General features: G+C 61.3%; 26 protein-coding genes. 19 read left to right on the top strand and 7 right to left on the bottom strand.

All coding sequences use genetic code 11. From position 1 onward, the window contains the following. Window positions 1-11: 11 nt before the first annotated feature. Together ACPF9B_RS11510 and ACPF9B_RS11505 are read left to right on the top strand one after the other, a co-directional pair. The gene (locus ACPF9B_RS11510; RefSeq protein ID WP_424177517.1) at window positions 12-857 is read left to right on the top strand and encodes a TIGR00730 family Rossman fold protein; all 846 of its coding nucleotides are present in this window, start codon (window positions 12-14) and stop codon (window positions 855-857) included. A 1-nt stretch (window position 858) separates the two neighbouring features. Further along, a complete protein-coding gene (locus ACPF9B_RS11505) occupies window positions 859-1344 on the top strand; it encodes a gluconokinase (RefSeq protein ID WP_424177515.1) in 486 nt (161 codons plus the stop codon). 94 nt (window positions 1345-1438) lie between these two features. Here ACPF9B_RS11505 and ACPF9B_RS11500 read toward each other — a convergent pair whose 3' ends face one another. The 3 genes from ACPF9B_RS11500 to ACPF9B_RS11490 all read right to left on the bottom strand — a co-directional run bounded on the left by ACPF9B_RS11500 (window position 1439) and on the right by ACPF9B_RS11490 (window position 3493). Further along, window positions 1439-1609 (bottom strand): hypothetical protein, encoded by a 171-nt coding sequence (locus ACPF9B_RS11500; RefSeq protein ID WP_424177513.1) that lies wholly within the window; start codon window positions 1607-1609, stop codon window positions 1439-1441. A gap of 51 nt (window positions 1610-1660) precedes the next feature. Next, window positions 1661-2836, bottom strand: coding sequence for a 23S rRNA (adenine(2503)-C(2))-methyltransferase RlmN (gene rlmN / locus ACPF9B_RS11495; RefSeq protein ID WP_040483319.1), 1176 nt, complete (start codon window positions 2834-2836; stop codon window positions 1661-1663). A 126-nt stretch (window positions 2837-2962) separates the two neighbouring features. After that, on the bottom strand, window positions 2963-3493 hold the full coding sequence (locus ACPF9B_RS11490; RefSeq protein WP_007206740.1) for an invasion associated locus B family protein: 531 nt from the start codon (window positions 3491-3493) through the stop codon (window positions 2963-2965). A 196-nt stretch (window positions 3494-3689) separates the two neighbouring features. Between ACPF9B_RS11490 and ACPF9B_RS11485 the strand changes: the two genes are divergently transcribed. From ACPF9B_RS11485 to ACPF9B_RS11450, 8 genes are all read left to right on the top strand, one after another. Beyond that, window positions 3690-4679 carry an asparaginase gene (locus tag ACPF9B_RS11485; protein WP_424177510.1) on the top strand — a complete coding sequence of 330 codons (990 nt, stop codon included), beginning with the start codon at window positions 3690-3692 and terminating at the stop codon, window positions 4677-4679. A 21-nt stretch (window positions 4680-4700) separates the two neighbouring features. Further along, the gene (locus ACPF9B_RS11480) at window positions 4701-5489 is read left to right on the top strand and encodes an exodeoxyribonuclease III (protein ID WP_424177508.1); all 789 of its coding nucleotides are present in this window, start codon (window positions 4701-4703) and stop codon (window positions 5487-5489) included. Next, on the top strand, window positions 5486-6511 hold the full coding sequence (locus tag ACPF9B_RS11475; RefSeq protein ID WP_424177506.1) for a zinc-binding dehydrogenase: 1026 nt from the start codon (window positions 5486-5488) through the stop codon (window positions 6509-6511). Before ACPF9B_RS11480 ends, ACPF9B_RS11475 begins: the two co-directional genes overlap by 4 nt. A 94-nt stretch (window positions 6512-6605) precedes the next feature. Then, window positions 6606-7061, top strand: a complete 456-nt coding sequence (rsfS, locus tag ACPF9B_RS11470; RefSeq protein ID WP_007206744.1) for a ribosome silencing factor — start codon at window positions 6606-6608, stop codon at window positions 7059-7061. After that, window positions 7061-7531, top strand: a complete 471-nt coding sequence (gene rlmH / locus ACPF9B_RS11465; protein WP_424177504.1) for a 23S rRNA (pseudouridine(1915)-N(3))-methyltransferase RlmH — start codon at window positions 7061-7063, stop codon at window positions 7529-7531. The genes rsfS and rlmH overlap by 1 nt, the downstream gene beginning before the upstream one ends. 104 nt (window positions 7532-7635) lie before the next feature. Further along, complete coding sequence (gene gpmI, locus ACPF9B_RS11460) at window positions 7636-9150, top strand: 2,3-bisphosphoglycerate-independent phosphoglycerate mutase (protein WP_424177502.1); 1515 nt, start codon at window positions 7636-7638, stop codon at window positions 9148-9150. After that, the gene (locus tag ACPF9B_RS11455) at window positions 9147-10214 is read left to right on the top strand and encodes a murein hydrolase activator EnvC family protein (RefSeq protein WP_424177500.1); all 1068 of its coding nucleotides are present in this window, start codon (window positions 9147-9149) and stop codon (window positions 10212-10214) included. Before gpmI ends, ACPF9B_RS11455 begins: the two co-directional genes overlap by 4 nt. Before the next feature lie 13 nt (window positions 10215-10227). Next, window positions 10228-11568: a S41 family peptidase gene (locus tag ACPF9B_RS11450; protein WP_007206748.1), complete on the top strand. Its 1341-nt coding sequence runs from the start codon at window positions 10228-10230 to the stop codon at window positions 11566-11568. A gap of 63 nt (window positions 11569-11631) precedes the next feature. Here the strand turns inward: ACPF9B_RS11450 and ACPF9B_RS11445 are convergent, their stop codons facing one another. Beyond that, on the bottom strand, window positions 11632-13275 hold the full coding sequence (locus ACPF9B_RS11445) for an electron transfer flavoprotein-ubiquinone oxidoreductase (protein WP_424177498.1): 1644 nt from the start codon (window positions 13273-13275) through the stop codon (window positions 11632-11634). A gap of 214 nt (window positions 13276-13489) precedes the next feature. Here ACPF9B_RS11445 and greA point away from each other — a divergent pair, with 214 nt between their 5' ends. Genes greA through zapE form a run of 9 tightly spaced genes read left to right on the top strand, consistent with a single transcriptional unit; the run spans window position 13490 to window position 20719 of the window. After that, complete coding sequence (gene greA / locus ACPF9B_RS11440) at window positions 13490-13960, top strand: transcription elongation factor GreA (RefSeq protein WP_007206750.1); 471 nt, start codon at window positions 13490-13492, stop codon at window positions 13958-13960. Between the two features lie 14 nt (window positions 13961-13974). Continuing rightward, window positions 13975-14898 (top strand): hypothetical protein, encoded by a 924-nt coding sequence (locus ACPF9B_RS11435; protein WP_007206751.1) that lies wholly within the window; start codon window positions 13975-13977, stop codon window positions 14896-14898. A gap of 3 nt (window positions 14899-14901) precedes the next feature. Then, on the top strand, window positions 14902-15837 hold the full coding sequence (locus ACPF9B_RS11430) for an AEC family transporter (protein ID WP_040482999.1): 936 nt from the start codon (window positions 14902-14904) through the stop codon (window positions 15835-15837). Window positions 15838-15846: 9 nt separating this feature from the next. Continuing rightward, window positions 15847-16677 (top strand): S-formylglutathione hydrolase, encoded by an 831-nt coding sequence (gene fghA / locus ACPF9B_RS11425; RefSeq protein WP_007206753.1) that lies wholly within the window; start codon window positions 15847-15849, stop codon window positions 16675-16677. After that, window positions 16674-17120, top strand: coding sequence for a YaiI/YqxD family protein (locus ACPF9B_RS11420; RefSeq protein WP_007206754.1), 447 nt, complete (start codon window positions 16674-16676; stop codon window positions 17118-17120). Before fghA ends, ACPF9B_RS11420 begins: the two co-directional genes overlap by 4 nt. 14 nt (window positions 17121-17134) lie before the next feature. Next, window positions 17135-17758 carry an HAD family hydrolase gene (locus tag ACPF9B_RS11415; RefSeq protein ID WP_424177494.1) on the top strand — a complete coding sequence of 208 codons (624 nt, stop codon included), beginning with the start codon at window positions 17135-17137 and terminating at the stop codon, window positions 17756-17758. Next, window positions 17755-18669 carry an ornithine cyclodeaminase family protein gene (locus ACPF9B_RS11410; protein WP_424177492.1) on the top strand — a complete coding sequence of 305 codons (915 nt, stop codon included), beginning with the start codon at window positions 17755-17757 and terminating at the stop codon, window positions 18667-18669. Before ACPF9B_RS11415 ends, ACPF9B_RS11410 begins: the two co-directional genes overlap by 4 nt. A 14-nt stretch (window positions 18670-18683) precedes the next feature. After that, complete coding sequence (locus tag ACPF9B_RS11405; RefSeq protein ID WP_424177490.1) at window positions 18684-19607, top strand: alpha/beta fold hydrolase; 924 nt, start codon at window positions 18684-18686, stop codon at window positions 19605-19607. A gap of 50 nt (window positions 19608-19657) precedes the next feature. Continuing rightward, entirely contained in the window at window positions 19658-20719 is a 1062-nt protein-coding gene (gene zapE / locus ACPF9B_RS11400; RefSeq protein ID WP_424177488.1) for a cell division protein ZapE, read from the top strand. 121 nt (window positions 20720-20840) lie between these two features. Here zapE and ACPF9B_RS11395 read toward each other — a convergent pair whose 3' ends face one another. The 3 genes from ACPF9B_RS11395 to ACPF9B_RS11385 are packed head-to-tail and all read right to left on the bottom strand — an operon-like array spanning window position 20841 to window position 22785. Then, the gene (locus ACPF9B_RS11395) at window positions 20841-21149 is read right to left on the bottom strand and encodes a P-II family nitrogen regulator (RefSeq protein WP_007206759.1); all 309 of its coding nucleotides are present in this window, start codon (window positions 21147-21149) and stop codon (window positions 20841-20843) included. A gap of 1 nt (window position 21150) precedes the next feature. Continuing rightward, a complete protein-coding gene (locus ACPF9B_RS11390) occupies window positions 21151-22128 on the bottom strand; it encodes a sodium-dependent bicarbonate transport family permease (protein ID WP_007206760.1) in 978 nt (325 codons plus the stop codon). A 9-nt stretch (window positions 22129-22137) separates the two neighbouring features. After that, complete coding sequence (locus tag ACPF9B_RS11385; RefSeq protein WP_424177485.1) at window positions 22138-22785, bottom strand: carbonic anhydrase; 648 nt, start codon at window positions 22783-22785, stop codon at window positions 22138-22140. Window positions 22786-22892 lie beyond the last annotated feature (107 nt).

Genomic DNA, 22892 nt, shown 5'->3' with positions numbered 1-22892 from the left:
AGGAAGATGCCATGAAAGACGACCGTCGCCATCCGTTTCGTGACAGCCAGCAGGACCGCGAGGCCGCAACGCATATCCCCGACACGCCGCAGACGCGCGCGCCGTCCTATGCGCTGGCCTTTGCCGATCAGGATTTTCTGCTGCGCGAGGAATTGCGCCCCGTGCGGTTGCAGTTGGAACTGCTCAAACCCGAACTGATGATGAACGAGGCGGGAGTAAATTCGACCGTGGTCCTGTTCGGCGGCGCGCGCATTCCCGAACCGGCGCAAAAGCACAAAGCCAAGACCGCAACGCTGGCGGGTCTGTCGGCCTATTACGACGAAGCGCGCACATTCGCGCGGCTGGTCACCGAACGGTCCTTGCAGACGGGTGGCACCGAAAATGTCATCGTCACTGGCGGCGGGCCGGGCGTGATGGAGGCCGGCAATCGCGGTGCGCAGGATGCGGGCGGGCGGTCTATCGGGCTCAACATCGTGCTGCCGCATGAACAGGCGCCGAATATCTATGTCACGCCGGAATTGTGTTTCAACTTTCACTATTTCGCCATCCGCAAGATGCATTTCCTGATGCGGGCTGCGGCGATCTGCGTGTTTCCGGGCGGGTTCGGCACGCTCGACGAAACCTTCGAGGCGTTGACCCTGATCCAGACCGGCCGCATGGGGCGGGTGCCATTCTTGCTGTTTGGCCGCGCGTTTTGGGAAAAGATCATCAACTGGGATGCTTTGGCCGAGGCTGGCACGATTTCCGCCGATGACCTTGATCTGTTCCGTTTTGTCGAAACCGCACAGGAGGCGCTGGCGGCAATGGATACATGGCAAGGCACTGGCACCAAGCGCAGCGCGATCCCCGGACGCTGACATGCATCCCGCGATCATGGTCATGGGCGTGTCGGGCTGTGGCAAATCCACGGTCGGCGCCGGTCTGGCCACAGCCATCGGCGGCACCTTTCTTGATGGCGACGATTACCATCCGCCGCAGAACGTGGCGCATATGGCGGCAGGCCAGCCTTTGACCGATGCGATGCGCTGGCCGTGGCTGGATGCGCTGGGGCAGGCGGCGCAGGCGGCGCGCCAGAACGGGCCGGTGGTCTTTGCCTGTTCGGCGCTGCGCAAATCCTATCGTGACCATCTGCGCGCCGCTGTTCCCGACCTGCGCATCGCCTATCTGGATGCGCCGCGTGACGTGGTGCTGGCGCGTCTGGCGCAGCGGCAAGGGCATTTCATGCCCGCCAGCCTGCTTGACAGCCAATATGCAACGCTGGAGATCCCGCAGAACCCGACAATTGCCGTGCGGATCGACCAGCAGGTCGCCGCGATCATCGCAGCGATCCAGCGATGCGTCTGAAACGCCAGCTTGGCCTCAAACGCGCCTACGGCGTCGATTCGCTGCCGCCGTCCGCATGTTGATCTGACCAGATGATGGCCTGTTGCCGCCAGTTTCAGGCGGCAACAGGTTTATGCCCGCGGTCGCGCGCCATTCTGGCACTGCGATGAAAATCGTTGCGCGGGGCCTCGCAGATGATCTTTTGAATCTCTGCATCGTTGCGACCACCCAGATGTTCCAGGGTATCGATGATTTCGAATGGCAAACCTGGGGTGACGTACTTCATGCAACGCTTTCACCATGAATTGGTGAAAAAACCGTTAGCTATGACAGAAAATCACAGCCCCGCCTCTTGCGCGATCTGGGCTTTGGATTTGCGCGCGCGTTCGGTTGCGGATTTCAGCTGTCCGCAGGCGGCCATGATATCCTCGCCGCGCGGGGTGCGGATCGGCGAGGCATAGCCCGCCTTGTAGATGATATCGGCAAAGGCGCGGATGCGGTTGTTGGACGAGCGTTTATAGGGCGCGCCGGGCCATTCGTTGAACGGGATCAGGTTGATCTTGGCGGGGATCCCGTCAATCAGCTTGATCAGGCGGTGGGCATCTGCGTCGCTGTCGTTGACGCCGTCCAGCATCACGTATTCAAAGGTAATCCGTTCCGAATTGCTGACCTTGGGATAGGTCCGCAGGGCGTCCAGCAGATCGGCCAAAGGCCAGCGTTTGTTGATCGGAACCAGCTTGTCGCGGACCTCATCGGTGGTCGCGTGGAACGAAATCGCCAATTGGCAGCCGATTTCTTGCGCCGTGCGCGCGATTTCCGGCACCACGCCGGACGTCGACAGGGTAATCCGGCGGCGCGATAATTGAATGCCATCAGGGTCCATCGCGATTTTCATCGCGTCGCGGACGTTTTCGAAATTATACAACGGCTCGCCCATGCCCATCAGCACGATATTTGACAACAACCGTACTTCATCCTTGGGCGTGCCCTGCACCGGCCATTCGCCCAGATCGTCACGGGCAACCAACACCTGACCGATAATTTCCGCGGCAGTCAGATTGCGCACCAGTTTCTGTGTGCCCGTATGACAGAACGAGCACGTCAGCGTGCAGCCCACTTGGCTGGAAATGCACAAGGTGCCACGGTCGGTTTCGGGGATATAAACCACCTCGACCTCATGCCCGCCCGCGATCCGCACCAGATATTTCCGCGTCCCATCACCGCTGACCTGCCGGGTGACGACCTCCGGCAGAGCCACAACGAAATTGTCGGCCAGCATGGCGCGGTAATCCTTTGCCAGATTGGTCATCTTGGCGAAATCGCGCACGCCCCAATGATAAACCCACTGCCAGATCTGGCCAACGCGCATTTTGGCCTGCTTTTCCGGCGTGCCAGCGGCGATCAATGCATCGCGCATCCCATCGCGGGTCATGCCGACAAGGTTTGGCAACCCTTCGGCGGCCTTGCGCGGAATGGTCAGCACGTCTTGCGTGATCGGGGCTTGGGCGTCCATCATAGGTCTTTCTGGAGGGATATCCCCGCCATATAGGCGAAAGAGCCGGATTCCACAAGAAAACCGCCCCCATCTTCCGAGTATAAATATCCCCGCCGGAGGCAGAGAAGTTTTCTTACAAATCCATCAACCCGCGCAGCGGTTTGCAGCTTCGTCCACAGCGGCGGTAAAACCGATCAGGCTAAACTTGTCGCTGGTTTGCGTCCCGCGTGCCGACCGGCCAACGATTGTTGCATCGGCGCCCCGCTTCATCGCGGCAACCAGGCGCGCATCGTCTTCGGGCGTGGGGAGCCAGGCGAAATTGCCTTGGGTGAAGAACTCGTAGGTCGCATCCCCGATCCGCGCTGTCACGACTGAATCGGGTGCAAAAGGATAGCCGCCCGCGAACATGACCTGCCCCATGATCGTGTCACCGGGGCGGTAAAAGATAATCAGCTGGATATCACCACGGTTCACATCGACGGTGTTGCCGTCGCGGGTGTTGATCGTCTCGACGGGGGCCGATACGGCCCAGCATTCACGCGGGCTTGCCTCGACATAGACGGACCAGTCGGATGTTGCCGTCACGCGGTTTTCGCTCTGCTCTTGGGCGCTGACCATCCCTGACAGGGTTATCGCTGCCAAAAGCCCCGCTGTTTTCATTGTCTTCAAGATCATCCTGTTGTCTCCAAACCGTCGTTGCCTCGGCACGTCCGCACCAGCCTGGACGCGTCTTTCGGCATCCTTTGCACTGGCAGGCACGTCTGTAACCCGTTAACTTGCTTGCTATCAAGAAAAAGCGCCTCGGGGAAACCCCCGAAAAATTCACTCGGCAGGTTACTGCAGTGACGGCAACAAACCAAGAAGGCATCACATGACAAATCCCGTTGATCTGGTCGAAGTCTGGCGCGGCGACCTGTGCGAAAGCCTGCATCAGGGCCATGCGGTCGTCTGCGATCACAATGGCGCGATCGTGCAGGCCTGGGGCAACCCGCAGGCGGTCATTTATCCGCGATCATCGTGCAAGATGTTGCAGGCGCTGCCCCTGCTTGAAAGCGGCGCAGGCGCGCATCTGAAGGGCGAACAGCTGGCATTGGCCTGTGCCTCGCATGAAGGCGCGCCTTTGCATGTGGCGATGGTGGGCGATTGGCTGGCCGACATGGGGCTGGGGGATGACGATTTCCGCTGTGGCCCGCAGGCGTCGCGCGACAAGGACCTGTATCTGTCGATGATCCGGGCGCATCGCGAACCCTGCCGTATCCATAACAATTGTTCGGGCAAACATGCCGGCTTCCTGACCTTGACCAAGCATCTGCACGCAGGGCCGGATTATACACAGATCGACCATCCCGTGCAGGTCGCCTGCAAATCCGCCTTCGAGGAAGTCACGCAGGAAACCAGCCCCGGCTATGGCATCGACGGTTGCACCGCCCCCAACCATGCCTGCACGGTGCATGGTCTGGCCCGCGCGATGGCGTTTTTCGCCTCGGCGCAGGATCGCAGCGACACCCGCAGCGTGGCAGCGCAAAACCTGACCGAGGCGATGATGGCCTTTCCCGAACTGGTCGCAGGGCAGGGCCGCGCCTGTACCGAATTGATGCGCGCGATGGGTGGCAAGGTCGCGGTGAAAACCGGTGCCGAAGGCGTGTTTATCGCGATCATCCCTGAAAAGCGGTTGGGTGTCGCGCTCAAGATCACCGATGGTGCGACGCGGGCCAGCGAATGTGCGATGGCTGCTATTCTGGTCAAGCTGGGTGTGCTGAATGCGGATCACCCCGCTGCCCGCGCACGGATGACCCCGCCGGTGCTGAACTGGGATGGCCGCGTGACCGGCCACATCACACCAACCGCCGCCCTTCTTTGATTTGCCGATAGAAAGCCCGCCATGCCCTTTACCCTTGCCACATGGAACATCAACTCTGTCCGCCTGCGCGAAGAACTGGTGTTGCAGATGCTGCGCGAAGAACAGCCCGATATCCTGTGCCTGCAGGAATGCAAAAGCCCCGTTGACCTGATCCCCGTCGCGCAGTTTCACGCCTTGGGTTACACCCATATGGTCGCGCGCGGGCAAAAAGGGTATAACGGGGTCGCCATCATCTCTAAATTGCCGTTGCAGGAAGCCGGGGCCGAGGATTACGCCGCATTAGGCCATGCCCGCCATGTCGCGGCACGGCTGGAAAACGGCGTGACGATCCACAATCACTATGTTCCCGCCGGTGGCGATATCCCCGACCGCGCGGTCAATGCCAAATTCGGCAACAAGCTCGATTACCTGACCGATATGCGCGATGCCTATCACGCATCGCGTCCGCAAAAATCCATCCTTGTCGGCGATCTGAACATCGCACCCCGCGAAGATGACGTCTGGAACCACAAGGCGCTGCTGAAAGTCGTCAGCCACACGCCGATCGAAGTCGATCATTTCGGGCAGGTCATGGATGCGGGCGGATGGGTCGATGTCACCCGTCAGGACGTCCCGCAAGGCAATCTTTACAGCTGGTGGTCCTACCGATCACCAGATTGGGATGCGGCAGACAAGGGCCGCAGGCTTGATCATGTCTGGGCGACACCCGACATCAGTGGGGCAGCACACGGGTCGCGTGTGTTGCGTCATGTGCGTGGCTGGGACAAACCCAGCGACCACGCCCCTGTATTTGCGAGCTTTGATTTATGACACTTCCCAAAACGATGCGCGCCCTTGTGCAATTGCATGATGGCTATGCCGGCACCCAAACCGGCCCCGATCTTGCCGATCCTTCCCCTTTCGTGGCTTTGCGCGACATTCCGGTGCCGACACCGGGCAAAGGGCAGGCGGTGATCAAGGTGCAACTGGCCGCCGTGAACCCGTCAGATATCCATTTCATCAAGGGCGAATATGGCCAGCCGCGCGTTGCAGGCCAGCCCGCCGGTTTCGAAGGTGTGGGCGAGGTTGTCGCCGGTGATACCCCGCTGCTGGGCCAGCGCGTCAGTTTCTTTGCTGGCGCATCCGGCACATGGGCCGAATATGCGATGACCGATATCAGCGGGCTGATCCCCTGCCGGCCCGATCTGTCGGATGTGGATGCGGCGGGGCAGCTGGTGAACCCGCTGACCGCGATCGCAATGTTCGATATCGTCAAGGAAAGTGGCGCTGACAGCTTCGTGCTGAACGCGGCTGGTTCGCAACTGGGCAAGTTGCTGATCGCATTGGGCCGTGACCATGGAATCGCCCCCATCGCCGTGGTGCGCCGCGCCGCACAGGCCGATGCACTGCGCGCGCTGGGGGCTGCGGATGTGATCGTGACGGGCGAGGCTGATCCGCTGGGGCAGGCACATGCCGCGTTCAAGGCGCATAAACCCCGCATCCTGCTGGATGCTGTCGGTGACCAATTCACCGCCGATCTGTTTTTCGCCATGCCCAATGGCGCGCGCTGGGTCAATTACGGCAAGCTGTCAACCGATGCGCCAAAACTCGCCGAGCTTGGGCAGTTGATCTTTCAAAGCAAAAGGATCGAAGGATTCTGGCTGACGCGCTGGATGAAAGAGGTGGACCCCGCCCGCGTGCCGCAGGCCTTTGCCACCATTCAAGAACGTTTCGTTACAGGCAGTTGGACAACTGATGTTGCAGGAATTGTGCCGCTGTCAGCGACGATGACAGGCTTGGCGCAGGTGCTGTCGAAGCCTGATGGCAAGGCTTTCATCGACCCCACCGCCTGATCGGGCATTGCCAAGGCGCGTGAATTGCGCCACAGGGGCGCGTTCGCCTCTCGGATTTGTTGAAAAACGGCAGAGCGATTGCTAGTTTATAGCTATGCCCTGCGCCGAGGCTTTGTCGGCGCCAACCCAGGAGGACAATGCACTGTCTCTTTCCCAATCGGCTGCACCGGCGGCCACCATCGGAGCCTATGCCATGCAGGCTCTGAATATCGTGAATAGCGAAACCATTCTGGCGGCTGTTCTGCAATCCCTTGATGATGACAAAGGCGAAGACATCGTGCAGATCAATCTGCGCGGCAAGTCGGAAATGGGTGACTATATGGTCATCGCCTCCGGCCGGTCCACGCGTCAGGTCAGCGCCATGGCGGAAAAGCTGGCGGATAAGCTCAAGCAAGAGCTGGGCATCATTTCCAAGACCGAAGGCAAGGAAACCGGCGATTGGGTGCTGGTGGATACTGGCGATGTGATCGTCCATATCTTCCGCCCCGAAGTGCGCGAGTTCTATCAGCTTGAAAAGATGTGGCAGCCGGGCAAAGTCGCCGCTGGCTGATGCGTGTCCAGATTTGCGCCGTGGGCCGGCTGCGGCAAGGCCCGGAGCGTAATTTATACGATGATTACCTGACCCGGTTTGACCGCACGGGGCGCGCGCTGGCGCTTGGCCCCGCGCAGATGATCGAGGTCGAGGACAAGAAGGGCGGCGGCATGGCAGCCGAGGCTGCATTGCTGCGCCGTGCGGTGCCGGATGGCGCGCTGATCTGCAGCTTGGATGAGCGCGGCAAGATAATGTCATCGCCGCAATTTGCCGATATGTTGGGTGGATGGCGCGATCAGGGGCGGCAGGACGTGGCCTTTGTCATTGGTGGCGCGGATGGGATCGACCCTGCCCTGCGCGCGGATGCGGATGCCAGCTTGAGTTTCGGGGCGATGGTCTGGCCGCATATGCTGGTGCGGGTGATGTTGGCCGAGCAGTTATACCGCGCGGCGTCGATCCTGTCGGGTGGGCCGTATCACAGACTTTGATGCGCTCCGCGCGGGGAGTATTTGTGGAAAAAAGAAGTTGCCGGTCGGGTTGGCGCTGGGCTGATCCGGCGGTATGACACGCAGGCAAGTGAAGGAGTTTCGCTATGTCCGCACCCAAACCTGTCGTGTTGTGCATCCTTGATGGCTGGGGCCTGCGCCAGGATGCCGAAGGCAATGCGCCCAAGCTTGCCCATACCCCGCATTTTGACGCGATCATGCAAGGGCCGCATGCCAGGCTTTTGACGCATGGCAATGATGCGGGCCTTCCGACCGGCCAGATGGGCAATTCCGAGGTCGGCCATACCAATATCGGCGCGGGACGTGTCGTGGCGATGGATCTTGGCCAGATCGATCTGGCGATCGAGGATGGGTCGTTCTTTCATAATGCCGCGCTGGCGGGTTTCATTGCAAAGCTGCGCGCCAGCGGTGGGACAGCGCATCTGATGGGGCTGGTGTCGGATGGCGGCGTGCACGGCCATCTGGTGCATATCGCCGCCGCCGCACGCGCGATCACGGATGCGGGTGTGCCGGTGGTCGTGCATGCCGTCACCGACGGGCGCGATGTGGCCCCATCCTCGGCCCGCCATTTCATGCGTGCGTTGATGGACATATTGCCGTCACAGGCGCGCATTGCCACTGTGACGGGCCGCTATTTCACGATGGACCGCGACAATCGCTGGGAACGGGTGCAAACCGCCTATCGCGCCATGGTGCTGGGGCAGGGGCTGATGGCGCCTGATCCGCTGGCGGCGGTGGCGGCGGCCCAAGAGGCGGGCCAGACCGATGAATTTATCCCCGCCCATGTGATCGGTGATTATGCCGGTTTTGCGGCCGGTGACGGGCTTTTCTGCCTGAACTTCCGGTCCGACCGCGCGCGCGAGATTTTGGCCGCCATTGCTGACCCGGATTTCGATGGCTTTGCGCGGGACAAACCCGCGCTTGCAGCGCTTTTGGGCATGGTGTCCTATTCGGATCGGCATGATGGCTGGTTCGAGACCGTCTTTCCCAAGCGCGACATCCAGAACACGTTGGGGGCTTGGGTCGCGCAGCACGGTCTGCGCCAGTTTCGGCTGGCCGAGACCGAGAAATATCCGCATGTGACGTTTTTCCTCAACGGCGGGGTCGAGGCCCCCTATCCGGGCGAGGACCGCCATATGCCGCAATCGCCCAAGGTTGCGACCTATGATCTGCAGCCTGAAATGTCTGCAGCCGAGGTAACACAGGCCTTCGTGCAGGCGATTGGCGCGGGCTATGACCTGATCGTCACAAATTACGCCAATCCCGATATGGTCGGCCATACCGGCGATATCGGGGCCGCTGTCAAAGCCTGCGAGGCTGTGGATGCGGGGCTGGGTGCGGTGCTGGTCGCATTGCAGGCCGCGGGCGGTGCGATGATCGTCACGGCGGATCATGGAAATTGCGAAACCATGGTTGATCCCATCACCGGCGGGCCGCATACCGCGCATACGCTGAACCCCGTGCCTGTGGCCTTGGTTGGCGGGCCAGCGGGGGTGCGTTTGCGCGATGGGCGGTTGGCCGATCTGGCGCCGACGGTGCTGGACCTGATGGGGCTGGACCTGCCGCCGGAAATGACCGGCCGGACCTTGATCCAGCGATGAGATTTGCGGCCCTCCTGATCCTGTTGGCGCTGCCCCTTGCCGCCCAACAAACGGCGGATGATGCCGCCCAACAATTGCTGGCTGCCAACGCGCAGTTGGGGGCGGCGGAAGGTGCTGATGATCAGGTCACCGCCCTGACCCAGACGGTGCAGGCCTATGAGACAGGGCTGATTGCGATGCGCCAGAGCCTGCGCGAGATCACCGAGCGTGAGGCAGCGGTGGCCAGCGCACTGGCTGCGCGCCGTGACGAGATTGCAGGGCTGTTGATGGTGCTGGCCAGTATCGGCCAAAGCCCGCAGCCTGTCATGTTCGCCAATCCCGCAGGGCCGGTGGGCGCGTTGCGCGCGGGCATGATGATTGCCGATCTGACGCCTGCCTTACGCGATGATGTGGTCCGGCTTCAGCGAGAACTTGACGCGTTGCGTGACCTGCGCGACCGGCGGATCGCGGCGGCGGATATGTTGCGCGACGGGCTGGATTCTGCCCAGACCGCACGGGCTGCCTTGGGCCGCGCGATTTCGGAACGTCAGGATGTGCCGCGCCGTTTTGTCGAAGATCCGGCGCAGACAGCCCAGCGTGTCGCCACGGCGCAGACGCTGGCTGCGCTGGCATCCGAATTGGCGGGGTTGAGCATGCCCGAGGGCGCAACGCTGGCGCCCGCCGCCGATCTGCCGTTGCCGGTTGCGGGGATCATCCGCACCGGCACCCGTGACCGCCCCGGAATCACGATTGCCGCGGCCCCCCGTGCGCTGGTTACATCGCCGGTGCGCGCGACGCTGTTGTTTCGCGGACCCTTGCTTGACTATGGCAATGTGATCATTCTGGAACCGGCGCAGGATGTGCTGTTCGTGATCGCCGGCATGGCCGAAGCCTTTGGCCAGCCCGGCGAGATTATCGAAGCCGGTGCGCCACTTGGTCTCATGGGGGGGGATATCGGGATGGATGACGCTACTTCTCGTCACAATCAGGCGATTGACGCGGGTCAGACCACGCAGCCCCTTTATCTTGAGGTCAGAGGCGGGCAAGGTCCGGTCAATCCGGATGCATGGTTCGCGCTGGAATAGAATGGGAAAACCGATGAAAAAGCTGATGATGGCCGCGACAGGCGGTGCCTTGCTAGGGCTTCTGGTGACAAGTCAGGTGGCGGGTCCGCTGCTGGCGCAGGAACAGGGCCAGCAGGCCAACGTCTATGAACAGCTGGATCTGTTCGGCGATATCTTTGAACGGATCCGCGCGGGCTATGTCGAAGAGGTTGACGACCGCGAGCTGATCGAGGCTGCGATCAATGGCATGCTGACATCGCTTGACCCGCATTCCAGCTATCTGTCCGCCGAAGACGCCGCCGCGATGCGGGTGCAGACATCGGGTGAATTCGGCGGTCTTGGGATCGAGGTCACGCAGGAAGAAGGCTGGGTCAAGGTCGTGTCGCCGATGGATGGTACGCCTGCGGATGCAGCGGGCATCATGGCAGGCGATTTCATCACCGCCGTGAATGGCGAAAGCATGATGGGCCTGACGCTGGATGATGCCGTGAACCTGATGCGCGGCCCTGTCGGGTCGGAAATCGTGATCACCGTTGTGCGCGAAGGCGAGGTGGAACCTTTCGACGTGTCGATCATCCGCGACACGATCAAGCTGACTGCGGTGCGCACGCGGACCGAAGGCAATGCCGTCGTCCTGCGCGTGTCCACCTTCAATGAACAGACATTCCCCAACCTGCGCGATGGCATGGCCGAACAGGTCGCCGCCGCCGGCGGGTTGGACAATATCGACGGGATCGTCCTGGACCTGCGCAACAACCCCGGTGGCTTGCTCAATCAGGCGATTTTTGTGGCTGATGCGTTTCTTGACGCAGGCGAGATCACATCGACCCGCGGGCGCAACCCCGAGGATGGCGAACGCTTTAACGCCGCCGCCGGCGATCTGGCCGAAGGCAAGCCGATCGTGGTGTTGATCAATGGCGGGTCTGCCTCGGCGTCTGAAATCGTGGCGGGGGCCTTGCAGGACCATCGCAGGGCGATCATCGTGGGCACCAATTCCTTTGGCAAAGGGTCGGTGCAGACTGTTGTGCCACTGCGCGGTGAGGGGGCAATGCGCCTGACCACGTCGCGCTATTACACGCCGTCGGGCCGGTCTATTCAGGCTTTGGGTATTTCCCCCGATATCATCGTGGAACAGCCGCGCCCGCAACCCGCCACCGAAGAGCAAGACGACGCGCCCGCGACGCGGTCCGAAGCTGACTTGCGCGGTGCCTTGAAGAACGGCCTGTCCGAAGACCAGCTGCTTCAGATCGAGCAAGAGCGCGCCCGCGCCGAAACCGCGGCGCAATTGCGCGAACAGGATTATCAGCTGGCCTATGCGATTGACATCCTCAAGGGGTTGAATGCGCTGGGGCCGCTGGCCAATGGCGCGAACTGATCCCGCCTTTTTGTCCTGAACCCACAGAGCCTGCCGCATGTCATTGCGGCAGGGCATATGCGATTACATATTAGGGTAATTCGGCCCGTCGCCGCCCTGCGGGACCGTCCAGACAATGTTCTGGCTGGGGTCTTTGATGTCGCAGGTCTTGCAATGCACGCAGTTCTGGAAATTGATCTGGAACCGCGTGTCATCGCCGGTGCCGACAAATTCATAGACCCCTGCCGGACAATAGCGTGCCGATGGCCCTGCGAATTTCGGCAGGTTCACAGCCACCGGAATGGCGGGGTCTTTCAATTGCAGATGCGCAGGTTGGCTTTCTGCGTGATTGGTAAAGCTGAAGGCGACATTGGTCAGCCGATCGAACGACAATTTGCCGTCGGGCTTGGGATAGTCGATCTGCTTGTGCTTGGCGGCGGGTTCGGTCGCCAAGGCATCGGATTTGCCGTGCTTGAGCGTGCCAAGCTGGATCCCGAATGTATTGAGCCACATATCCGCGCCACCCAGGCTGAGCGACGCCGCCAGCCCATAGCGTGACCACAATGGTTTGACATTGCGCACCTTGCGCAGGTCGCGCCCGATCAGGCCGCTGCGCACCTCGGTTTCATAATCCGCCAGCAGATCGGCGCTGCGGCCTGCCTTGATCGCGGCGCAGGCGGCCTCGGCGGCGGCAATACCTGACAGCATGGCATTATGGTTGCCCTTGATACGCGGCACGTTGACCATGCCTGCGGCACAGCCCAGCAGCGCGCCGCCCGGAAACGCCAGCTGTGGCAGCGATTGGTACCCGCCTTCGGAAATCGCGCGCGCGCCATAAGCCACGCGTTTGCCGCCTTTCAGCAATTCCGCCACCATCGGGTGATGCTTGAACCGCTGGAATTCCATGTAAGGAAAAACATAAGGGTTCTTATAGTTCAGATGGACAACAAAGCCGACATAAACCTGATTATTATCAAGATGATAGATGAATGACCCGCCGCCTGCATTGGCATCCAGCGGCCAGCCCATCGTATGTGTCACGGTGCCGGGGCGGTGTTTTTCGGGGTCGATTTCCCAGATTTCCTTCATGCCAAGGCCATATTTCTGCACGTCGGAATGCGCGTCCAGCGCATATTTCGCGATCACCTGCTTGGACAATGATCCGCGCACGCCTTCGCCAAGGAACACGTATTTGCCGTGCAATTCCATGCCGGGTTCATAGTTGGGCCCTTGGGTGCCATCGGTGTTCTTGCCGAATTCACCGGCGACGACACCTTTGACCGCGCCATCCGCGCCATAGATAACTTCGGAACAGGACATGCCGGGGAAAATCTCGACCCCCAGTTCTTCGGCCTGTTCGGCCAGCCAGCGGCAGACATTGCCCATCGACACGATGTAATTGCCGTGGTTGTTCATCAAAGGCGGCATAACGGCATTGGGGATGCGGATTTGTCCGGCCTGCCCCAGCATATAGAAATTGTCCTGCGTCACCGGCACGTTCAGCGGCGCGCCTTTTGCTTTCCAGTCGGGGATCAGCTGGTTCAGCCCGACAGGGTCCAGCACGGCCCCCGACAGGATATGCGCGCCGACCTCTGACCCTTTTTCAAGAACGACAACGTTCAGATCGGCATCAAGCTGTTTCAGGCGGATCGCGGCGGACAGACCTGCGGGGCCTGCGCCGACGATGACGACATCATATTCCATCGCTTCGCGTTCGATCTGGGTCATTGTCTATCCTCTGGCAAACGGGCCTCTAAAGATCGGGGGCAGCCCCTTTCATCCTGTCGCACCAAGCGTTACCTGATGCTTTCACAGGGGGCAATCAGGACACGGCGTGAAAATGCGCCGGTGCGCCCACATATCGCGGCAGGCCTTGACTTTGCTCTGCCCTGATAGGCTATGAACGTCGGACTGACACTTTTCGCCCGGGAGGGCCTGCCGAATGGAAAAGATTCCACTAACCCGTGCGGGTTTCGACAAGATCGATGCAGAGCTGAAGCATCTGAAATCCGTGGAGCGCCCTGCGATCATCCGTGCCATTTCCGAGGCGCGCGAACATGGTGACCTGTCGGAAAATGCCGAATACCATTCCGCCAAGGAAAAACAGTCCTTTATCGAAGGGCGGGTCAAGGAACTCGAAGGCGTGATTTCGCTGGCCGACGTAATCGACCCGTCGAAATTTTCAGGTCCGGTGAAATTTGGCGCAACCGTCCTGTTGGTCGATGAAGATACCGACGAGGAAAAAACCTATCTGATCGTCGGCGAATACGAGGCTGATATCGAAAGCGGCAAGCTGAACATGAAATCGCCACTTGCGCGGGCCTTGATCGGCAAGGACGAAGGCGACAGTATCGAGGTCAGCACACCGGGCGGTGTGCGCAGCTACGAGATATTGAAAATCACCTACAAATAGAAAGTGCGCAGGCGATGCCGAAAAGGCCGCACACCGATGATCTGCAGGGCGTGACGCAGACCGAAACACTGGCAGCCGCGCTGTCCGTTTTCTGGGTCGTGGGCATGGGCCTTTTCTTCTGGTTTCTGCCAGCGGATTCCGGTGGTTTGCGTCATGTCGTGATGCTGCTGGCGATGTGCGTACCCGTCGGTATGGCGTGGATCGCGTTGGTCTCGGCGCGTTCAGCGCGCCGGATGGTCGCGCAAACACAAAGCCTGCAAGGCGCGCTTGATGCCTTGCGACAAGCCTTGATCGACACCAGAATGGCCCCCACAGCGCCGGTGGCAGAACCAGTCCCCGATGCTGCCGCGTCGCATTTTGCATCCCGCCGCGAGATGTCGCGCCAGATCGCGCCGCGCGTCCCCGCGCAACGGCAGGCTGACCAGCCGACGCTGGCGCTGGGGCCAGGCCCCGAGGATGACGATCCGCCGTTGCAACGCCCCGATCTGGTGCGCGCCTTGAACTTTCCAGAAAATCAGGATGATACCGATGGTTTCGCCGCATTGCGCCGGGCCTTGCGTGACCGGCAGGCGCGCCGTCTGGTGCAGGCCAGTCAGGATGTGCTGACGCTGTTGTCGCAAGATGGTATCTATATGGACGACCTGCGCCCCGACCCCGCGAGTGCCGATCTGTGGCGCCGTTTCGCCACGGGTGAACGCGGACGCGGCATCGACGGATTGGGTGCCGTGCGCGATGGTGCCACGCTGGCGGTTGTGGCGGCGCGGATGCGCGAAGACACGATTTTTCGCGATGCGGTGCATCATTTCATGCGCCGTTTCGACGAAATCCTTGTGACATTTGCGCAAGACGCCACAGATACCGACCTGCTTGCGCTTGCAGAGACGCGCACGGCACGCGCCTTTATGTTGCTTGGGCGCGCGACACGGACCTTTGATTAGGCGATGTGGGACATTTTTCTTAAGACTTTGCCGTTCTTCATGCTGATCGCGCTTGGCTACGGTTCTGGCCGAACCAAGTTCTTTTCCGCCGAAGCCACCGCCTATCTGACGAAATTCGTCTTTTACTTTGCGCTTTCGGCCATGCTGTTCCGGTTTTCGGCCAATCTGTCGCTGGATGCGATCCTCGATTGGCAATTCGTCTTTGCCTATCTGGCTGGCACAAGCGTGGTCTATGTGCTGGCCACATTGGTCGCCCTGCGCCGCAACCGCCCGATGACCGAAGCCGCGGTCGAGGCGCAATGCGCCGTGATCGGCAATGTCGGTTTCCTTGGCATCCCGATGCTGGTGCTGCTGCTGGGTGAACCAGCCATTGGCCCGATCATGCTGGTGCTGGCGGTTGACCTGATCGTTTTTGGCAGCCTGATCGTGATCCTGATCACCGGATCGCGCGACGGGCGTATGTCGCCCGTGATCCTTGTTACCGTGTTCACGGGGCTGATCAAGAACCCGATGATCGTGTCGATCACCTTGGGGCTGACGGTGTCGTCGCTTGGCTGGACCGTGCCGGTGCCGGTCAATGAATTCATGGTCCTGCTGGGCGCTGCCGCGACACCGGGGGCCTTGTTCGCCATCGGCGCATCGCTGGCCACCAAATCGGCCGAACGCGTCGCGGTCGCAGGCTGGCTGACATTCTGCAAGCTGGTGCTGCACCCTGCGGCTGTGGCCATTGCCGCGCTTTTGGTGTTTACACTCGACCCATATGCCGCCGGTGTGATGATCGCTGCGGCCGCTCTGCCGGTGGCGGGCAATGTGTTCATTCTGGCGCAGCATTACCGCGTTGCGCCCTCGCGCGTGTCGGCGTCGATCCTGCTGTCCACCGCGGGTAGCGTAGTGACGGTGTCGTTGGTGATCGGTTGGGTCACGGGTTTCATGGGATAGGACGAACAGATGAAGACTTTATCGCAAAACCGCTGCTTTGGCGGCACACAGGGCGTCTATAGCCATGCATCGGATGCCTGTGGTGTCGACATGACCTTTGGCCTGTTTGTGCCCGAAGAGGCCGCCCTCGGCCCTGTGCCGGTCTTGTGGTTCCTGTCGGGCCTGACCTGCACCCATGAAAACGCGATGATCAAGGCCGGGATGCAGGGCTGGGCCGCTGAACAGGGGATCGCTGTCGTGTTCCCCGACACATCGCCGCGCGGTGAAGGCGTTGCCAATGATGACGCCTTTGATCTGGGGCAGGGGGCGGGGTTCTATGTGAACGCGACCCAAGCCCCTTGGGCGCCGCATTTCCGGATGTGGGATTACATCAGCCGTGAATTGCCCGACCTGATCGGGGCCAATTTCGCGCTCGACATGGACCGCCAAGCGATCACTGGCCATTCGATGGGTGGGCATGGCGCACTGACGCTGGCGATGGGCCTGCCGGGGCGGTTTCGGTCGGTATCGGCCTTTGCGCCGATCTGCCATCCGACGCAGAGCGATTGGGGCCGCAAGCAATTCACCGCCTATCTGGGCGCGGACGAGAGTGCATGGGCCGCGCATGACGCCACGCTGCTGATGAAGGACAAAGGTTTCGATGGCCCCGTCCTGATCGACACCGGCACGGCGGACCAGTTTGGCGATCTTTTGGGCACCGAACATCTGGCCGCCGCCATGGCCGCGCGCCGGCAGGACGGGGTGTTGCGCCTGCAAAAAGGCTATGACCATTCCTATTTCTTCATCGCGACCTTCATGGAAGACCATGTCGATTTCCATGCGCAGGCACTCTACGCATGATCTACATCGACGCCGATGCCTGTCCGGTCAAGGCAGAGGTGGAACGTGTCGGCACCCGACATGGGCTAAAAATGTTCGTCGTCTCGAACGGCGGCATCCGGCCTTCGGCCAATCCTTTGGTGCAAACCGTGGTGGTGCCGGATGGTCCTGATATCGCCGACATCTGGATCGCGGATCGCGCAACCAAGGGCGATGTGGTGATTACGGGCGACATCCCGCTTGCCGCGCGCTGCATCGCCAATGGCGCCTTGGTGCTGAAACATAACGGTGAGCCGCTGACGCAGGCCAATATCGGCAATGTGCTGGCGACGCGCGACCTGATGGCCGATATGCGCGCCGCCGACCCGTTTCGGCAAGGCGGCGGCAAACCGTTCAGCAAGGCCGACCGCGCGCGGTTTCTGGATGCGTTGGAACGGATGGTGCGCGCGGCGGCGCGCCCGTAAGCAAAGGAGCAAAGATGGCAGATGTCCAAGCCGTGGTGTTCGATATCGGCAATGTGCTGATCGAATGGCAACCCGAACGGTTTTTCGACAGCGTGATCGGGCCGGACCGCCGCGCTGCGATGTTCGCCGCGATTGACCTGCACGGGATCAATGATGCCGTGGATCGCGGCAGCAATTTCCGCGACACGATCCATGCCGCCGCCGAGGCCAACCCCGACTGGCGCGCCGAGGTGCTGATGTGGCACGACCGCTGGATCGACATGGCCTCCCCCGCCATCGACCATTCGGTGCGCCTGCTGCGGGCGCTGCGCGCCAACGGCGTGCCGGTCTTTGCGCTGACCAATTTCGGCATCCAGACGTTCCAGATCGCCGAACCTGTCTATCCGTTCCTGTCCGAGTTCGACCGGCGCTATATTTCCGGCCATATGGCGGTGATCAAACCCGACCCCGAGATTTACGCGATGGTCGAAGACGATTGCGGGCTGGACCCTGCGACGCTGTTGTTTGCGGATGACCGGATCGACAATATCACCGCCGCCGCTGCGCGCGGTTGGCAGACCCATCTTTTCACCCATCCCCAAGGCTGGGCGGACCGATTGGTGGCCGCAGGTCTGTTGTCAGAAAGCCAAGCCCGATGACCGTGATGATCCCCTTTGCCGCGGCTGACGCCATGCTGGACTGGCTGGCCCTGACCGATGCTTTGGCCGCAGGCCATGACGGGCCAAAGGCTGATGTCGCCGATGTGTTCTTGTACGAAGGTCAAAACACCTTGCTCAACCGGTCCGCCTGGATCGCGGGGCTGGGGCTGGCGGTGAAATGCGCCACGATCTTTCCCGCCAACAAGGCGCTGGGCAAACCCGCGATCGGCGGGGCGGTGAACCTGTTTTCCGCGCAGGATGGCGCGCTGGAGGCGATCCTTGATTTCCATCTGGTGACCAAGTGGAAAACCGCCGGTGACAGCCTGCTGGCCGCGCGTCTGCTGGCGCGGCCCGACAGCCGCAACATCCTGATCGTGGGGGCGGGCACCGTGGGCCAGTCGCTGCGGCAGGCCTATGCAGCGGCCTTTCCCGATGCGCGGTTCACCATCTGGAACCGGTCGGCCGAGGGGGCAGAGGTGTTCCGCCAAGCCTTTCGCGATGTCACGGTCGCGGGTGATCTTGAACAGGCGGTGCGCGGCGCGGATATCGTGACCTGTGCCACCATGTCCACCGCCCCGCTGATCATGGGCGATTGGCTGCAACCTGGCACCCATGTCGATCTGATCGGTGCCTACCGCCCCGACATGCGCGAGGTCGATGACGCGGCCCTGCAAAAGGCGCGGATCTTCGTGGACAGCCGCGACACCACGATCCACCATATCGGCGAACTGAAGATCCCCATCGCAGCCGGGGCGATTGCGCCACAGGATATCATCGCCGATTTCTATGCGCTGGATCACTTCAAGCGCCATAATCCCGACGAGATTACCCTGTTCAAGAATGGCGGTGGTGCGCACCTTGATCTGATGACCTGCCGTCATATTCTGGACGTCTGGCAAGCGCGCGGCTGATAGGATGCGGGCTGATGTGGTATCTGGCGATCTTTGTGCTGGCCCTTGCGGGCATTGCAGCGCTGCCTTGGTGGCTGGACCGGCGGCGCGCCCGGATCGGGCCAAAGGAACGGCAAAAGGCCAAGGGTGATTTCGCGATCCTGTCGCAGGGTGTGACCTGTTACCGCTGGCTGGGGCCTGCGCGCGGGCCTGTCGCGGTGCTGATCAACGGGATCGCAACGCCGTCCATTTGCATGGTTGATCTGGCCAAAGGGCTGGGCCGGATGGGGTACCGTGTTTTGGTCTATGATCTCTATGGGCGGGGCCTGTCCGATGCACCGCGCGGGCGACAGGATGGCGCGTTTTTTCTGCGGCAATTGTCGGATCTGCTGGATCATCAGAACGTCGCCGAAGATGTGACACTGGTCGGTTACGACATGGGCGGTGCCATCGCCACGCTGTTCACCGCGCAACACCCGCACCGCGTAACGCGGCTGATGCTGTTTGCCAGCGCAGGGATCATCGGGTCCGAGGATCGTTTCACCCGTTTTTGCCGCCGCTGCCCTGTCATTGGTGATTGGGTACATGGCATATTCGCGCGCCGCCGCTTGCTTGCGGCGATCCCGGCGGATGGGTCGAACCTGACGCTGAATATCCTGCAGGCCGCGCAACGCGCCCAATTTGATCGCAGTGGCTATCTGCGCGCGATCCTGTCCAGCAGGCGGGGCATCCTGTCCGAACGGCTGGAACAAGAACATCGCAAGATCGCAGGTCTGGCATTGCCCGTGGTTGCGATCTGGGCCGAGAAGGACGAGGTCATTGCGCTGTCTGCCTTGGGGCGGTTGGCCCAATGGAACCGCAACGCGCGCCAAGAGGTGGTGCCGAGCGCGGGCCATGCCATGCCCTACAGCCACCCGATCGGGGCGATCAAGGCGCTGCGGACCGCCCTGCGCGGCTGAGGCTGACGGCGGTCCTTTTCAAGGCTGGATGGTCACGCTATGCAACGCACATGACACTGCACCAGGCATATGAAACCGCCGTCGCCGCGGGCAAGCTGACGCCCGATCCGGCGCAGGTCGCGGCCCTGCCGGAATTGGAACGGATCAGGGCGGCGCTGGCCGCGCCCGTCAAATCGGGCTTTTTGCGCAAAGCTCCGCCGCCGGTGCAGGGGCTTTATCTGTGGGGCGGGGTCGGGCGTGGCAAATCCATGCTGATGGACATGCTGTTTGCCGCCGTGGACGCGCCCAAGGAACGCCGCCATTTCCATGCCTTCATGCAATGGGTCCATGCCGAAATTGCCCTTGCGCGCAAGGACGGCGTCGATGACGCGATCCGGCCTGTTGCTGCGAAATTGGCCGGGCGCGTGCGGTTTTTGGCCTTTGACGAAATGCAGATCAGCGACATCACCGATGCGATGATCGTGGGGCGGCTGTTTACCGCGCTGATGGCGGCGGGTGTCGTGGTGGTGACGACATCGAACCGCCCGCCGGATGACCTGTATCTGCATGGGCTGAACCGGCAGCTTTTCCTGCCGTTCATCGCGCTTCTCAAGGACCGGATGGTCGTGCATGAACTGGTCAGTGCGACCGATTACCGGCAGGACCGGCTGGCCGGCAGCCCCAGCTATTTCACCCCGATTGATGCCGCGTCCCGGACCGCGATCAACGCCATCTGGAATGATTTCAGCCAGGGCCAGTCCGAGGCGCTGGTGCTACATGTGAACGGACGGCAGGTCACGCTGCCGTGGTTTCACAACGGGGTCGCGCGGGCGACATTCTATGATCTTTGTGGCCGCCCGCTTGGCCCTGCGGATTACCTGACGCTGGCGGATGCCGTGCGTGTCCTGATCCTCGAGGATATCCCCGCGTTGTCGCGCAGCAATTTCAACGAGGCGAAACGCTTTGTCACGCTGATCGACGCGCTTTACGAGGCGAAGGTGCAGCTGATCTGTTCCGCCGCCGCCGGCCCCGAGATGCTGTATCTTGAAGGCGAAGGCACGTTCGAATTCGCCCGTACCGCCAGCCGCTTGCGCGAAATGCAATCGGCGGGATGGGGGCAGGCGGCAGGATAGAAACTTTCTGGCCTCCGGCGGGGATATTTCCACTCCAACGATAAAAGGACCAAATCCCCATCGTTCGAGCCCAAATATCCCCGCCGGAGGCCTCGAAGTTTTTCCGCGCGGCCCGCGCGGATCAGAACCGTTCGGCGCGCAGCACATGCGCGTCTGTCACGCTGACGACGCCGATATGTTTCTTGACCACGGCAAAGATCGCATCCAGCAGCCCGTCCAGCCGGTCTGGCTTGATCAGGCAAACCACAGTGACCATGCCCGCGCGCCCGATCTGTCCGTCGCGCGACCATTGGCCTGACCGTCCTGAGCCGCCGAGCACCGGCAGCACGGTATAACCGGTGACACCCGCCGCGGTCAGCGCTTCGGTCAGGCGGCGTTCCAGCGGGGCTTCGATGACGATTTCGACACGTTTGGCGATGTGGGTCTGCATGTCAGGCTCCGGTCACGGCTTGGGCGATGGCAAGATAAAGCGGGATGCCCAGCGTCAGGTTGAAAGGGAAAGTCACGCCCAGCGAGAGGGTCAGGTAAATCGCCGGATTGGCCTCTGGCAAGGCGACGCGCATCGCGGCGGGTACGGCAATATAGCTGGCCGAGGCACAGAGCACCATCATCAGCACGACACCACCCAGCGACAGCCCGATCAGCGTGCCGACGCTAAGGCCGATCATCGCACTGACCAGCGGCATCGCGATGGCGAAACCGACAGCACCGAGGCCCAGCACCCCGCGCGACTGGCGCAATCCACGCCCCGCGATCAGCCCCATATCCAGCAGGAACAGGCACAAAACGCCTTTGAACGGCGCGTCGATAAAGGCGCTGATTTCGGCAAAGCCCTTTTCGCCGGTGATGGCACCGATAAAGAACGCCCCCACCAGCAGCACGATCGACCCGTTCAGCAGTAATTCGCGGATCAGCCCGGGTTCCATCCGTGCGTCGCCACCGCTGCGCGCGACAAGCCAGAGTGCGGACAGGATGGCGGGGGCTTCCATCACGGCGGCGACCGCGACCATATAGCCTTCGGGGGAAATCATCCGCCCTTCCAGCACCGATGTGGCCGCAACAAAGGTCACGATACTGATCGAGCCGTAATGGGCCGCGACCGCCGCGGCATCTACCGCCGACAGCCCCGTCATCACCCGCAGCAACGCAAAGGCCAGCAGCGGCAGCGCAAAAGACAGCACAAGCCCGGCCAGCAGCGCCAGCACGAGTGTCTGGTCGATGCCATGCGCGCTGACCGCGACCCCGCCCTTGAACCCGATTGCGAACAGCAGATAGATCGACATGCCCTTGGCCACCGCTTCGGGGATGGTCAGATCAGACCGCGCCAAGGCTGCCAAAAGCCCCAGCGCAAAGCTCAGGATGATCGGCGAGATCAGGTTCGCGCCGGCAAGGGACAAGATTTCAGTCATATCAGGCTTTCACAATGGGACAAAGCAATCGTCAATCGGGTCATAGATTTCCAGCAGGCCTTCACCAATGTTTTTCCACAGGCCGTGCAGGCTGATGCTGTTATCAAGCACGGCGTTGCGGATAAAGGGAAAGGTCATCAGGTTCTGCAGGGAAACGAGGATGGATGCTTTTTCCAGCGCCTCTTTGCGGCTGGAATCATCGCCCGGCGGTAACCCGTCATAGGCGGGGCGCATGATGTCGAGCCAGCGGCCGACAAAGCTTGTCTTTTCGTTCAGGTCGGGGGCATGTCCGGCGCACATGTTATAGCAGCCTTCGACGCCACCGCAGCCCGAATGGCCGAGCACGATCAGATGCTGCACCTTCAACGTGCATACCCCGTATTCCACCGCCGCCGATGTGCCGTGATGCAGCCCATCGGGTTCATATTGCGGGATCAGATTGGCGATATTGCGATGAATGAACAATTCGCCAAGGTCGGCGCCAAAGATGGATGTGGCATGCACGCGGCTATCGCAGCAGGACACGATCATGACCCTTGGTTGTTGTCCCTGCGCCGCAAGCTCACCGTAAGTGGTTTTATTGCTCTCGAAAACGGTCGCTTTCCAGCCGTTATACCGGTCGACCAGATAGGCCGGAAGCGGGTGGACATAGTGCATGCATCAATCCTTGCGATCTGTGGACGGAATACGTCGCATTTTCCTGAATTTCGAGCGATTTTTACTTTTTCCGTCAACCTTCTGGGAACTTCGGCATCGTAAGGCTT

It is taken from the genome of Yoonia sp. TsM2_T14_4, from assembly GCF_049602355.1.
GTDB lineage: Bacteria > Pseudomonadota > Alphaproteobacteria > Rhodobacterales > Rhodobacteraceae > Yoonia > Yoonia vestfoldensis_A.
The sequence above is the reverse complement of the archived record's forward strand: the minus strand, read 5'-3'. Positions and strand labels throughout refer to the sequence as shown.

What these genes read in the sequence shown, in the direction of transcription:
- ACPF9B_RS11505 (WP_424177515.1), top strand. Translation starts at nt 859, where the DNA reads ATGCATCCCGCGATCATGGTCATGGGCGTGTCGGGCTGTGGCAAATCC.
- fghA (WP_007206753.1), top strand. Translation starts at nt 15,847, where the DNA reads ATGAAGACTTTATCGCAAAACCGCTGCTTTGGCGGCACACAGGGCGTC.
- ACPF9B_RS11500 (WP_424177513.1), bottom strand. Translation starts at nt 1,609, where the DNA reads ATGAAGTACGTCACCCCAGGTTTGCCATTCGAAATCATCGATACCCTG.
- ACPF9B_RS11430 (WP_040482999.1), top strand. Translation starts at nt 14,902, where the DNA reads ATGTGGGACATTTTTCTTAAGACTTTGCCGTTCTTCATGCTGATCGCG.
- ACPF9B_RS11390 (WP_007206760.1), bottom strand. Translation starts at nt 22,128, where the DNA reads ATGACTGAAATCTTGTCCCTTGCCGGCGCGAACCTGATCTCGCCGATC.
- ACPF9B_RS11435 (WP_007206751.1), top strand. Translation starts at nt 13,975, where the DNA reads ATGCCGAAAAGGCCGCACACCGATGATCTGCAGGGCGTGACGCAGACC.
- ACPF9B_RS11455 (WP_424177500.1), top strand. Translation starts at nt 9,147, where the DNA reads ATGAGATTTGCGGCCCTCCTGATCCTGTTGGCGCTGCCCCTTGCCGCC.
- ACPF9B_RS11485 (WP_424177510.1), top strand. Translation starts at nt 3,690, where the DNA reads ATGACAAATCCCGTTGATCTGGTCGAAGTCTGGCGCGGCGACCTGTGC.
- greA (WP_007206750.1), top strand. Translation starts at nt 13,490, where the DNA reads ATGGAAAAGATTCCACTAACCCGTGCGGGTTTCGACAAGATCGATGCA.
- ACPF9B_RS11450 (WP_007206748.1), top strand. Translation starts at nt 10,228, where the DNA reads ATGAAAAAGCTGATGATGGCCGCGACAGGCGGTGCCTTGCTAGGGCTT.
- ACPF9B_RS11510 (WP_424177517.1), top strand. Translation starts at nt 12, where the DNA reads ATGAAAGACGACCGTCGCCATCCGTTTCGTGACAGCCAGCAGGACCGC.
- ACPF9B_RS11405 (WP_424177490.1), top strand. Translation starts at nt 18,684, where the DNA reads ATGTGGTATCTGGCGATCTTTGTGCTGGCCCTTGCGGGCATTGCAGCG.
- gpmI (WP_424177502.1), top strand. Translation starts at nt 7,636, where the DNA reads ATGTCCGCACCCAAACCTGTCGTGTTGTGCATCCTTGATGGCTGGGGC.
- ACPF9B_RS11410 (WP_424177492.1), top strand. Translation starts at nt 17,755, where the DNA reads ATGACCGTGATGATCCCCTTTGCCGCGGCTGACGCCATGCTGGACTGG.
- ACPF9B_RS11385 (WP_424177485.1), bottom strand. Translation starts at nt 22,785, where the DNA reads ATGCACTATGTCCACCCGCTTCCGGCCTATCTGGTCGACCGGTATAAC.
- ACPF9B_RS11420 (WP_007206754.1), top strand. Translation starts at nt 16,674, where the DNA reads ATGATCTACATCGACGCCGATGCCTGTCCGGTCAAGGCAGAGGTGGAA.
- ACPF9B_RS11475 (WP_424177506.1), top strand. Translation starts at nt 5,486, where the DNA reads ATGACACTTCCCAAAACGATGCGCGCCCTTGTGCAATTGCATGATGGC.
- ACPF9B_RS11480 (WP_424177508.1), top strand. Translation starts at nt 4,701, where the DNA reads ATGCCCTTTACCCTTGCCACATGGAACATCAACTCTGTCCGCCTGCGC.
- rlmH (WP_424177504.1), top strand. Translation starts at nt 7,061, where the DNA reads ATGCGTGTCCAGATTTGCGCCGTGGGCCGGCTGCGGCAAGGCCCGGAG.
- ACPF9B_RS11415 (WP_424177494.1), top strand. Translation starts at nt 17,135, where the DNA reads ATGGCAGATGTCCAAGCCGTGGTGTTCGATATCGGCAATGTGCTGATC.
- ACPF9B_RS11395 (WP_007206759.1), bottom strand. Translation starts at nt 21,149, where the DNA reads ATGCAGACCCACATCGCCAAACGTGTCGAAATCGTCATCGAAGCCCCG.
- rlmN (WP_040483319.1), bottom strand. Translation starts at nt 2,836, where the DNA reads ATGGACGCCCAAGCCCCGATCACGCAAGACGTGCTGACCATTCCGCGC.
- rsfS (WP_007206744.1), top strand. Translation starts at nt 6,606, where the DNA reads ATGCCCTGCGCCGAGGCTTTGTCGGCGCCAACCCAGGAGGACAATGCA.
- ACPF9B_RS11445 (WP_424177498.1), bottom strand. Translation starts at nt 13,275, where the DNA reads ATGACCCAGATCGAACGCGAAGCGATGGAATATGATGTCGTCATCGTC.
- ACPF9B_RS11490 (WP_007206740.1), bottom strand. Translation starts at nt 3,493, where the DNA reads ATGATCTTGAAGACAATGAAAACAGCGGGGCTTTTGGCAGCGATAACC.
- zapE (WP_424177488.1), top strand. Translation starts at nt 19,658, where the DNA reads ATGACACTGCACCAGGCATATGAAACCGCCGTCGCCGCGGGCAAGCTG.